The sequence below is a fragment of the Inquilinus sp. genome, assembly GCF_057815775.1.
Window position 1 is genome coordinate 1 of record NZ_JBYRFX010000762.1, and the last position, 11,746, is coordinate 11,746.

Sequence of the window (11,746 nt, forward strand, 5' to 3'; positions counted from 1 at the left end):
AGACCCACGTTCCGATCAGAACAGGTGGCGCAGCAGCCAGTACAGGCCGCCGGCCAGCACGATCGAGACCGGCAGGGTCAGCACCCAGGCCATGATCAGGTTGCGGATCGTGCTCCACTGCAGCCCGGACCGGTTGGCCGCCATCGTGCCGGCGACACCGGAGGACAGCACATGGGTGGTGCTGACCGGCAGGCCGTAGACATCGGCGGCGCCGATCGTCGCCATCGCCACCAACTCGGCCGAGGCGCCCTGGGCGTAGGTCAGGTGCTCCTTGCCGATCTTCTCGCCGACGGTGACGACGATGCGCTTCCAGCCGACCATGGTGCCGAGGCCGAGCGCGATGGCGACCGCGACCTTGACCCAGGTCGGGATGAACTTGGTCGCCTCGTCGAGATAGCCGCGATAGGCGGTCAGCACCTTGCCGTCATCGGCGGTGAAGGCCGGCGTCTCGGACTTCGCCATCAGCTTCAGCGCTTCGGAGGCGAGGTACATGTCGTTGCGGATGTTGCCGGTCTGCTCCAGCGGCACCGAGGCCAGGGTGCTCTTGCCGGCGACGCCGCGGTCGATCTCGCGGGTCAGGGCGGCCAGGGCCGGGATCGTCTCCGGCGCGATGACGCGGTCGCGGACATAGGCGGTGGCCGCGGCCCGGGCATCGGCCGGGGCGGCGACGCCGTTGGTGTAGCGGTCGAGCACGCCGGCCGCCTGCTGCGACGACTGTTCGAAGGCGGCGATCTGGGTTTCCGGCATCGCCCGGTTCAGGGCGTAGGCGGTGGGCACCGTGCCGATCAGGATCAGCATGATCAGCCCCATGCCCTTCTGACCGTCATTCGAGCCATGGGCGAAGCTGACGCCGGTGCAGGTCAGGATCAGCAGGCCGCGGATCCACAGCGGCGGCGGCTTGGCGCCTTCCGGCGCCTTGTACAGCTCCGGCCGCTTGACCAGCAGCTTGGCGGCCAGCAGCAACAGGGCGGCGGCGACGAAGCCGACCAGCGGCGACAGCAGCAGCGACTTGCCGATGCCCAGCGCCTGGGACCAGTCCACGCCGCTGGTGCCGGTGCCCGGCAGGGCCATCAGCTGGTTCATCAGCCCGACGCCGATAATCGACCCGATCAGCGTGTGCGAGGAGGAGGAGGGCAGGCCGAAATACCAGGTGCCGACATTCCAGATGATCGCGGCGATCAGCAGGGCGAACACCATGGCGAAGCCGGCATCGCTGCCGACCTGCAGGATCAGTTCGACCGGCAGCAGCGAGATGATGCCGAAGGCGACGATGCCGGTCGAGGTCAGCACGCCCAGGAAATTCCAGGCGCCGGACCACACCACCGCGAGGGTGGGCGGCAGCGAGTTGGTGTAGATCACCGTCGCCACCGCATTGGCGGTGTCGTGGAAGCCGTTGACGAATTCGAAGCCCAGCGCGATCAGCAGCGCGATGCCGAGCAGCAGGTAGGGCAACAGGCTGGGGGAATGAACGTCGCCCAGGTCGTTGACCAGGCTCCAGCCGGCATAGACGACGCCGGCGATGAGCAGGCCGAAAACGGCCAGCGGGGTCAGTCTGCTCAGGCCCCCTGTGGGCCTGGAGTCGAGCACGGAACTGGTCATGGGGGGTGCCTCGGCCGGCTTCGAACGATAATGCCGCGACCGTACAGGCGGAGTGTTACAGAATTGCTAAGGTTCCTGGATGATGCTGGGTCATGGCACAATGGGCGGCGCTGCGGCTCCGTATCGTCACCGGATTTCGGCGGGCGCCCGCCGATCACAGGAGAAGATCATGCGCTGGAAAGAGGCCATCGGGCTTGCCGTCCTGGCGCTCGCTCTCGCGGCCTGCGCCCGGCAGGTGCGGCCGATCATCGACCCCGCGACCTCGCTCGCCGGCGGCCGTAATTATGAATTCGACGTCGGCCAGTGCCAGCAGCTGGCGCAGCAGGTCGACACCGGCGGGCAGACGGTCGGCGGCGCCCTGGTTGGCGGTGCGGTCGGTGCCGCCGGCGGCGCGATCATCGGTGCCTTCACCGGCAATGTGGGGAGCGGCGCCGCGATCGGGGCCGGCGTCGGCGGCCTGACCGGCGGGGTCGGCGGCGCCGGCTCCGGCGCTGCCACGACGCGCGACGTGGTCCGCAACTGCATGATCCACCGCGGCTACGCCGTGCTGGACTGAGGCGGCGGTTTTCTGACGCGTTAAGGTGCCTGCTGCGCCGCCAGCAGGCACAGCCAGGTCCAGCCGATGGTGGCGGCCAGCACGGCGGTGATCTCGGAATGATCGTAGGGCGGGCAGGTCTCGACCACGTCGGCCCCGACCCAGGCCAGGTCGCCCAGCCGGCGCAGCATCGCCAGCGCCTGCCAGGAGAACAGGCCGCCGGCCTCCGGGCAGGCGACGCCGGGCGCCATGCCCGGGTCGATCCCGTCGATGTCGAAGGTCAGGTAGACCTGCCGGTCGCCGACCACGGCGCGGATGCGCTCGACGGTCCGGTCGACACCTTCCATGTGGACCTGCTCCGCGGTGATGCCGGTGACGCCCCGGCCCCGGGTCCAGGCGGCGATGTCGCGGGCGACCGGGCTGTGCAGCCCGACCTGCACGGTGGCGTGCGGGTCGACCAGCCCGCGCTCGATCGCATGGTGCAGCCACGACCCGTGATAGACCCGCGCCGTCGGCGTGCCGGTCCAGGTGTCGCTGTGCGCGTCGACCTGCACCAGGGCCACCGGGCCGTGCTTCGCCGCCGTCGCCTCCAGCAGCGGCAGGGTGACGGTGTGGTCGCCGCCCAGGGCCAGCAGGCGCGCGCCGGTCGCCAGCTGCACCGCTGCCGCTTCGCGGATCGCAGCCAGGCTGCCGGCGATGTCGGCGGTAATGGGCGCGACGTCGCCGGCATCGTAGATATCCAGCCGCTCCTCCGGGCTCAGGCCCAGATCGGGGTGGTCGTCGCCGGTCAGCAGCCGGCTGACGGCGCGGATCGCGCCCGGCCCGAAGCGGGAGCCGGGGCGGTTGGTGGTGCCGAAATCGAACGGCAGCCCCAGCACGGCGACGGCGGGGCGGCCGCCTTCGGGCGTCTGGCGCTGCGGCGCGCCGAGGAACGTCGCGATGCCGGCATAAGGCGGGGCCATGGCTCTCTCCGGGCCGGAAACGGGCGGCGATGGTTCCCGCCCGCCGCCGGGGTGTCAAGCCATGCCCGGGCCCGTCACTCCGGCCGGCGGAAGGCCTGGTCGATCGGCACCTGCAGGCCGGTGGCCAGGCGGTTGGTCTCGTTCGCCATGCCGGTCACCGCCATCAGCTCGCCCAGCATCTCGTCGGTCATCCCGGCCTTGCGGGCGGCGGCGCTGTGCGAGGCGATGCAATAGCCGCAGCCATTGGTGGTGCTGACGGCGAGATAGATCATCTCCTTCACCAGCGGGTCGATCGCGCCCGGGGCCATCACCTCCTTCAGGCTCTCCCAGGTCCGCTTCAGCGTTGCCGGGTGGATGGCGAGGGCCTTCCAGAAGTTGTTGACCCGGTCGATCTTCCTTGTGGTCATGATGTCGTCGAACACGGCGCGCACCTCCGGCGACGCTTCGTCATAGTCGATCAGCCCCGATGTCATCGTCGTCCTCCAGTGGGTTTGGCCGCCACCCTGGCACGGTCCAGGGGCGCCGCAAATCGTCACAATTGTCCTGGTGACAAGCGGGATTCGACCCGGCTATGATTCAGGTGCTGTCGACCTGGACGAGCGCGGCGCCATGCCGTGAATCCCGTCGGTTGACTCTGGCCTTCCGATGTCTATACTCCGCGCGCTTCGGAGCCGAAAGGCGCCCGAAGCGCAAGGCGTTCGCACGGCCGCTCCGGCCCGCGGGCAACCATGAACCAGCGACCCGGCGTTGCAGGCTCTGTCCCCACCAGGACAGGGCAGCGGTGACGCCGAAGGTGGCCATTGAAGGAGAGAGACGTGGCACGTATTGCCGGCGTCAACATTCCGACCCAGAAGCGCGTTCTGATTGCGCTCACCTATATCCATGGGATCGGCCGTCACGCGTCCCAGAGCATCATCGACAAGCTCGGCATTCCGGCCGATCGCCGTGTCAATGAGCTGACCGAAGACGAGATCCTGCGCATCCGCGAGTCGATCGACGCCGACTTCACGGTCGAAGGCGATCTGCGCCGCGAGACGGCGATGAACATCAAGCGCCTGATGGACCTGGGCTGCTACCGTGGCCTGCGTCACCGCAAGGGCCTGCCGGTCCGCGGCCAGCGCACCCACACCAATGCGCGTACCCGCAAGGGCCCGGCGCGGCCCATCGCGGGCAAGAAGAAGTAATCGGAAGGCGAGCGAACCATGGCCAAGCCAGCAGCTGCCACCGCGAACGCCCGTCTGCGTCGTCGCGAGCGCAAGAACATCACGTCGGGTGTCGCCCACGTGAACTCGTCCTTCAACAACACGGTGATCACCATCACCGACGCGCAGGGCAACGCCATTGCTTGGTCGTCGGCCGGTGGCATGGGCTTCAAGGGCAGCCGCAAGTCGACGCCCTACGCCGCCCAGATGGCAGCCGAAGATGCCGGCCGCAAGGCGCAGGAACACGGCATGCGGGTGCTCGAGATCAACGTGAAGGGCCCGGGCTCCGGCCGCGAGAGCGCGCTGCGCGCCCTGCAGTCGGTCGGCTTCCAGATCACCTCGATCCGCGACGACACGCCGATTCCGCACAACGGCGTCCGCCCGCGCAAGAAGGGTCGCGTCTACGGATCGTCCGGCCCGCCGGTCGTCGCCCCTCGGGGCGCACGGCCGGCGGGCTGGTGCCTTGGCGCATCTTTGCCGGCCGATCCGGGATAGGACCACTGGCCACAGGGTCCACGCATGGGATTGGTAAGGGGCTTCGGCCCCTGTCGGCATTTTCGGCCGTATCCGGCCTCTCGTGGCAAAACAGGATGATATGACAGTGCTTCAGCGCAACTGGCAGGAACTGATCAAGCCCAACGCTCTCGACGTCCAGCCGGGCGACGATTCCCAGCGCAAGGCGACCCTGGTCGCCGACCCGCTCGAGCGCGGCTTCGGCCTGACCCTCGGCAACGCCGTCCGGCGCGTGCTGCTCTCGTCGCTGCAGGGCGCCGCGGTCACCGCGATCCACATCGACGGCGTGCTGCACGAATTTTCGTCGATCCCGGGTGTCCGCGAGGACGTGACCGACATCGTCCTCAACGTGAAGGCGCTGTCGCTGCGCATGCACGCCGAGGGCCCGAAGAAGATGCGCCTCAACATCGAGGGGCCGAAGGTGGTCAAGGCCGGCGACATCGTCACCGGGCCGGACATCGAGATCATGGACCCCGAGCTGGTCCTCTGCACCCTGGACGAAGGCGCCAAGCTGGCGATGGAGTTCACGGTCAATGTCGGCAAGGGCTACGTCCCGGCCAGCATGAACCGCCCGGAAGACGCGCCGATCGGCCTGATCCCGGTCGACGCCCTGTACAGCCCGATCCGCAAGGTCTCGTACAAGGTCGAGAACACCCGCGTCGGCCAGGTCACCGACTACGACAAGCTGTCGATGCAGATCGAGACCAATGGCGCGGTGACGCCCGAGGATTCGGTGGCCCTGGCCGCCCGCATCCTGCAGGACCAGCTGCAGCTGTTCATCAACTTCGAGGAGCCGTCGCGCGACCATCGCGAAGAGACCTCGGAGGACATGCCGTTCAACCGCAACCTGCTGCGGAAGGTGGACGAGCTCGAGCTGTCGGTCCGTTCGGCCAACTGCCTGAAGAACGACAACATCGTCTACATCGGCGACCTCGTGCAGAAGACCGAGGCGGAAATGCTCCGCACCCCGAACTTCGGCCGCAAGTCGCTGAACGAGATCAAGGAAGTTCTCTCGACCATGGGTCTCCATCTCGGCATGGAAATCCCGAGCTGGCCGCCGGAGAACATCGAAGATCTCGCCAAGAAGCTCGAAGAGCCGTTCTGATCGGCTAACGAGAGACACGACCCCGCCGTGCTGTCCCGCAAGGGCAGGCGGCGGGTCCCGCCATCGGACCCCCGCGGGGGCCGCGCCTTGAGGAGAGACCGCCATGCGTCACGGCGTTTCCGGACGTAAGTTCAGCCGCACCAGCAGCCACCGCAAGGCGATGTTCGCCAACATGGCGGCGGCGCTGATCACCCATGAGCAGATCAAGACCACCCTGCCGAAGGCGAAGGATCTGCGCCCGATCGTCGAGAAGCTGATCACCCTCGGCAAGAAGGGTGGCCTCGCCAATCGCCGCCTGGCCTATGCCCAGCTGCGTGACGACGACGTCGTGACCAAGCTGTTCTCGGTGATCGCCGAGCGTTACAAGACCCGCAGCGGCGGTTATGCCCGCGTGATGAAGGCCGGCTTCCGCTACGGCGATGCCGCCCCGATGGCGGTGATCGAGCTGGTCGAGCGCGACCGCGCCGCCAAGGGCGCCGAGGACAAGGCCCGCGACGCCGAGCTGAAGGCCGCGACCGCCGAGTTCGAGGGCGCCGAGGCCTGATCCGGCCTTAAGCGACCATCGAAAAGATCGAGGCCCGGCTTTATGCCAGGCCTTTTTCTTTGGTGGACGCTCTTGGTGACGCAGGCCTTGCCGCCCGCCCGCCGGGCCCCAACCTCTTCTCCAGGCAATGATGGAGAGACCGATGGCGCGCGCAGTCTGGAACGGGGTGGTGCTGGCGGAGAGCGACACCTATGAGCTGGTCGAGGGCAATGTCTATTTCCCGCCGGAGTCGTTGCGGAAGGACTTGCTGAAGGCGAGCCCGACCCACAGCACCTGCCCATGGAAGGGCGAGGCCAGCTACTACACGGTCGAGGCCGACGGCGCCGAGAACAAGGACGCCGCCTGGTTCTACCCCGAGCCGAAAGACGCCGCGGCCAACATCAAGGACCATGTCGCCTTCTGGCGCGGCGTGACGATCGAACGCTGACCCCGGTTTGATCCGGCATCGGGTTCGCCGGGAATTGGGCAGTATTGGCCCAAAATATCGCCGGTAATGTAAATATTGATAGTCGGTTTCGTCTCCGCAAAGGATGCCGATGGCGTGGTGGGACTGGGTCCCGCCACGCTATCGGTGCAATGGGGGAGGAAGTCGATGGCTGTATCACGCGATCTGCTGTGGCTGTTGGGCATCGACCCGGACCGGCCGGGCGATGATGTCCTCATCGGCGGCGGCGCGACGCTGGAGGTGCTGAGCGGCGGCACCGGCAACGATTATGTCGAAGGCGGCGGCGGGGCGGTCGACATCCTGTTCGGCGGCAGCGGCATCGACACGCTCGGCTATGCCGGCTCGCATGCGGCCGTGCAGGTCGATCTCGGCGCCGGCTGGGGCGGCTTCGCCGTGGTCTCCGGCGGTGACGCCGATGGTGACGTCCTGGTCCGTGGCTTCGAGAATGTGGTCGGTTCCGGCTTCGACGACGTGCTGGGGGGCGATCGCGGCGCCAACATCCTGGTCGGGCTGGCCGGCGCCGACACACTCGAAGGCCGGGGCGGCGATGACACCCTGATCGGCGGCGCCGGGGCCGACCAGCTGGATGGCGGCGACGGCATCGACACGGCGAGCTACGCCCTGTCGGATACCGGCGTGTTCGCCGGCCTGGCCTCGGGCGTCGGCGGCATCGAGGGCGAGGTCGACACGCTGCGGAATATCGAGAACCTGATCGGCAGCAGCCACGCCGACACCCTGTACGGCGATGACGGCGATAACCGGATCGACGGCGGCGCCGGCGACGATTTCATCGCGGGCGAGGAGAGCGTGGTCGGCGAACCCGGGCGCGGCCATGACATCCTGATCGGCGGCGACGGCAACGACACCATCCAGGGCAATGCCGGGCACGACCAGCTCTTCGGCGGCAACGGCGATGATTTCCTCAACGGTGGCGAGGATGCCGACAAACTCTATGGCGGCAACGGCAACGATATCCTGATTGGCGAGGACGGCATCCTGGCCCCCTGGATTGGTGGCGATGATTTGCTGGACGGCGGCGACGGCGATGATTCGATCAGCGGCAATGCCGGCAACGACACCATCATCGGTGGTCTGGGGCAGGATGTGCTGAGCGACGGCAACGGCGCCGACCACTACGTCCTCCGCTCGATCCAGGAGAGCAGTGTCGACCGGCCGGATGCGATCGGCGGCTTCACCGCGGGCGAGGACAGGATCGACCTGTCGCAGATCGATGCCGACACCGGCCGGCATGGCAACCAGGCCTTCACCGATATCGGCGAGGCCCAGTTCTCCGGCAAGGCCGGGGAACTGCGGGTGCATGACCTGGCCCCGGGCGCCGACCGGCACGACTATGTCGTCGAGGGCGATGTCGACGGCGACGGCCATGCCGATGTCCGCATCGATGTCGGCAGCACCATCGGCCTGCTGTCGGCCGGGGATTTCATTCTCTGACCGTGCGTCCGGTCAATGGCCGCGCTCGCCGCCGCCGGCAGGGTGAGCAAGCCAGCACCAGCGCGCGACGCAGCGGCGCGTTGCCGTCGGGCATCGCTCTCGGCTAGACCGGGGCATCGCGAATGCCCGTCGAGGGCGGATGGAGGAGTGATGACGCGCTTCTGGATGGCTGCGGCGGCCGCGCTGGTCCTGCTGGCCGGGCCCGCTTTGGCCGAGGATGTGGTGCCGGGCAGCCGGGCCGAAATCGACCTGACCTTCGCGCCACTGGTGCGCACCGCAGCGCCGGCCGTGGTCAACATCTATGCCCGCCACATGGTGGTCGAACGCCAGAACCCGCTGTTCGACGACCCGTTCTTCCAGCGCTTCTTCGGTGGCGACGTGCCGGGCGGCCGGCCGCGGCAGCGGGTCGAGAACTCGCTCGGCTCCGGCGTGCTGGTCGGCACGGACGGGCTGGTGGTGACCAACCACCATGTCATCCAGGATGCCGACCAGATCACCGTCGTGCTGTCCGACCGCACCGAATTCGAGGCCGAGGTGGTGCTGTCGGACGAACGCACCGACCTGGCCTTCCTGCGGCTGAAGGACCTCGGCGACCGCAAGCTGCCCTTCCTGCCGCTGGGCGACAGCGACGGGCTCGATGTCGGCGACCTCGTGCTGGCCATCGGCAACCCATTCGCCGTCGGCCAGACCGTGACCATGGGCATCGTCTCCGCCATCGCCCGCACCGCGGTCGGCATCTCCGACTACGACTTCTTCATCCAGACCGATGCGGCGGTGAACCCCGGCAATTCCGGCGGCGCGCTGATCGACATGACGGGCCGGCTGGTCGGCATCAACACGGCGATCTACAGCCGCAGCGGCGGCTCGCTCGGCATCGGCTTCGCCATCCCCGCCAACATGCTGCGCAGCATGATGCGCTCGGCCGAAACCGGGCAGCCGGTGGTGCGGCCCTGGCTCGGTGCCGACGGCCAGGCGGTCGACCGCAGCCTGGCCGAGGCCTATGGGCTGGATCGGCCGGCGGGGGTGCTGATCAACGGCGTCGATCCGAAGGGGCCGGCGGGCCGGGCCGGACTGAAGGTCGGCGATGTCGTCGGCGCGGTCGACGGCCATGCCGTCGACGACCCGGAATCGCTGCGCTTCCGCCTCGCCACCCTCGACCTCGGCGCCACCGCCAAGCTGCAGGTGCGTCGCGGCACCGACACGGTCGAGTTGTCGCTGCCGGTCGAGGCGCCGCCGGAGGATCCGCCGCGCGACCAGCGCGTGCTGGGCAGCGGGTCGCCCCTGGCCGGCGCCACCGTGGTCAATGTCTCGCCGGCGGTGGTGGAGGAGATGCGGCTCAACGGCACCAGCAAGGGCGTGGTGGTGACGGCGGTGGCGGCGCGCAGCCCCGCCGGCCGGCTGGGCCTGCAGCCGGGCGACGTGCTGCTGCGCCTCGATGATGCGGCGGTCGAGACCACCGCGGCGCTGGAGGCCGCGCTGCGCGGCAGCCGCGGCCCCTGGCGTATCGCGGTCCAGCGCGGCGGCCAGGTGCTGGAAACGACGATCGGGCGCTAAAATGGCGGGACGGCCGGGGTGACGTTTCGCCCCGGCCGTCGTCTTCGAGTGATTACTATCAGAAGTGGAATTTGTGCCGCAAATCCCTAAAGTTTTTGTCTTATCGGTAATATCGGATCTCGTATTTCAAATGAAATCTGTTCGGTTAGGTTTGCAATCTCAATGATCTTGTTGATCTTGATTTAGGAATTTATAATCGCTCTAAGATCAAATGATCATCGTTTGGTTGGGGCATAATAAAAAATATGCCGCTAATTGTACCTTTCTAAAGAAGCGCCCGGATCGAAATGCTGCTGAGCGATCGGCGGTTGCCGTGATCCGGCTGAATCCTATCGACCCTGCGCGATGACAATCGGCGGGCGGGTGCGGCATCGCCCTGTCCATCGAGAGATCCGGATGAGACGCCGCCACACCGATGGCCGGCGATGGCCACGTGCGTCCGGCAATCCGCAAGACCGGGTCCGGGACGCTGCAGCAATGGGAGAAGCGATCGATGAAGATGGTACTCGCGCTGGGGCTTGCAGGGCTGCTGGCCGGGTCGGCCTTCGCGGCGGATTCGGTGCCGATGACCCGGGACAATGGGGCGCCGGTCGGCGACAACCAGAACTCCAAGGTGGCGGGCCCGGAAGGGCCGGTGCTGCTGGAAGATTCCGCGCTGATCGAAAAGCTGGCCCATTTCGACCGCGAGCGGATTCCCGAACGCGTCGTCCATGCCCGCGGCACGGCGGCCCAAGGCGTGTTCGTCGCCAGCGAGGATTTCTCGAAATACACCCGGGCCTCGCTGTTCGCGGCCCCCGGCAAGGAAACGCCGGTGCTGGTGCGGTTCTCGACGGTGATGAACTTCCGCGGTTCGCCGGAAGCGGCGCGGGATCCCCGCGGCTTCGCGGTCAAGTTCTACACCGACCAGGGCAATTGGGATCTGGTCGGCAACAACCTGCCGATCTTCTTCATCCGGGACGCGATCAAGTTCCCGGATTTCGTGCATGCCAACAAGCCGTCGCCGGTCACCAACGTCCAGGATCCGGACCGCGCCTTCGACTTCTTCTCGCGCGTGCCGGAATCGACCCTGATGCTGACCCAGCTGTACACGGACAGCCCGGGCATGCCGGCCAGCTATCGCACGATGGATGGCTTCGGCGTGCACGCCTTCCGGCTGGTGAACGCCCAGAGCCAGCAGGTCTTCGCCAAGTTCCATTGGAAGAGCCAGCAGGGCCTCAAGGGCATGACCCTTGAGCAGATGAAGGCGGCCGACACCAACTACGCCACCCGGGACCTGTACGGCACCATCTCGGCCGGCAACTTCCCGAAATGGGATCTCTACGTCCAGCTGCTGACCTGGGACGACATCCAGAAGCTGGACTTTGACGGCTTCGACGACACCAAGGAATGGCCGGGGGTGCCCGAGGTCAAGATCGGCACGATGACCCTGAACAAGGTGCCGGACAACTGGTTCGAATACACCGAGGAATCAGCCTTCGCGCCCAGCAACATGGTGCCGGGAATCGAGCCGTCGCCCGACCGGATGCTGCAGGGCCGGCTGTTCGCCTATGCCGACACGCAGCGCTATCGCCTGGGCACGAATTTCGAGGAGCTGCCGGCCAATCGCCCCCTGGTCCAGGTCGCCAACAACAACCAGGACGGCGCGATGCAATCCGTCCCGCGGACGGGCGACGTGAATTACGATCCGACCAACGCCGCCGGCAATCCTGCCGAACAGCCGGACTACCGCTACAGCCAGTACAAGGTCGAGGGCCTGACCCAGACCCGGCCGATCGACAAGCAGGACAACTTCCGCCAGGCCGGCGACTACTACCGCAGGCTCAGCAAGGCCGACC

Annotated in this window: 11 protein-coding genes and 1 pseudogene; 9 read left to right on the plus strand and 3 right to left on the minus strand. The window is 67.5% G+C overall.

What is annotated here, in order from left to right; genetic code table 11:
* Positions 1–15: 15 nt before the first annotated feature.
* Positions 16–1,599, minus strand: a complete 1,584-nt coding sequence (locus tag AC3XYG_RS26770; RefSeq protein WP_489142924.1) for an inorganic phosphate transporter — start codon at positions 1,597–1,599, stop codon at positions 16–18.
* Positions 1,600–1,768: 169 nt separating this feature from the next.
* Here AC3XYG_RS26770 and AC3XYG_RS26775 point away from each other — a divergent pair, with 169 nt between their 5' ends.
* On the plus strand, positions 1,769–2,155 hold the full coding sequence (locus AC3XYG_RS26775) for a glycine zipper family protein (RefSeq protein WP_489142925.1): 387 nt from the start codon (positions 1,769–1,771) through the stop codon (positions 2,153–2,155).
* A gap of 20 nt (positions 2,156–2,175) precedes the next feature.
* Here the strand turns inward: AC3XYG_RS26775 and AC3XYG_RS26780 are convergent, their stop codons facing one another.
* Together AC3XYG_RS26780 and AC3XYG_RS26785 are read right to left on the minus strand one after the other, a co-directional pair.
* Complete coding sequence (locus AC3XYG_RS26780) at positions 2,176–3,096, minus strand: agmatinase (protein ID WP_489142926.1); 921 nt, start codon at positions 3,094–3,096, stop codon at positions 2,176–2,178.
* 74 nt (positions 3,097–3,170) lie between these two features.
* Positions 3,171–3,569: a carboxymuconolactone decarboxylase family protein gene (locus AC3XYG_RS26785; RefSeq protein ID WP_489142927.1), complete on the minus strand. Its 399-nt coding sequence runs from the start codon at positions 3,567–3,569 to the stop codon at positions 3,171–3,173.
* A 342-nt stretch (positions 3,570–3,911) separates the two neighbouring features.
* On the opposite strand from AC3XYG_RS26785, the gene rpsM reads away from it, so the two are divergent.
* The 8 genes and pseudogenes from rpsM to AC3XYG_RS26825 form a co-directional block, all read left to right on the plus strand.
* Positions 3,912–4,280: a 30S ribosomal protein S13 gene (gene rpsM / locus AC3XYG_RS26790; protein WP_429226706.1), complete on the plus strand. Its 369-nt coding sequence runs from the start codon at positions 3,912–3,914 to the stop codon at positions 4,278–4,280.
* A gap of 18 nt (positions 4,281–4,298) precedes the next feature.
* Positions 4,299–4,700 (plus strand): annotated as a pseudogene (gene rpsK / locus AC3XYG_RS26795) (30S ribosomal protein S11); the annotation flags it as partial.
* A gap of 199 nt (positions 4,701–4,899) precedes the next feature.
* Positions 4,900–5,916 carry a DNA-directed RNA polymerase subunit alpha gene (locus tag AC3XYG_RS26800; RefSeq protein ID WP_489142933.1) on the plus strand — a complete coding sequence of 339 codons (1,017 nt, stop codon included), beginning with the start codon at positions 4,900–4,902 and terminating at the stop codon, positions 5,914–5,916.
* Positions 5,917–6,019: 103 nt separating this feature from the next.
* Positions 6,020–6,460 (plus strand): 50S ribosomal protein L17, encoded by a 441-nt coding sequence (rplQ, locus tag AC3XYG_RS26805; RefSeq protein WP_489142928.1) that lies wholly within the window; start codon positions 6,020–6,022, stop codon positions 6,458–6,460.
* Between the two features lie 142 nt (positions 6,461–6,602).
* Positions 6,603–6,887: a DUF427 domain-containing protein gene (locus AC3XYG_RS26810; protein WP_489142929.1), complete on the plus strand. Its 285-nt coding sequence runs from the start codon at positions 6,603–6,605 to the stop codon at positions 6,885–6,887.
* Positions 6,888–7,052: 165 nt separating this feature from the next.
* Positions 7,053–8,357 carry a calcium-binding protein gene (locus AC3XYG_RS26815; RefSeq protein WP_489142930.1) on the plus strand — a complete coding sequence of 435 codons (1,305 nt, stop codon included), beginning with the start codon at positions 7,053–7,055 and terminating at the stop codon, positions 8,355–8,357.
* A 150-nt stretch (positions 8,358–8,507) separates the two neighbouring features.
* Positions 8,508–9,911: a DegQ family serine endoprotease gene (locus tag AC3XYG_RS26820; protein WP_489142931.1), complete on the plus strand. Its 1,404-nt coding sequence runs from the start codon at positions 8,508–8,510 to the stop codon at positions 9,909–9,911.
* Between the two features lie 493 nt (positions 9,912–10,404).
* Positions 10,405–11,746 (plus strand): catalase (locus tag AC3XYG_RS26825; RefSeq protein ID WP_489142932.1); only part of this gene is annotated, 1,342 nt, incomplete at its 3' end.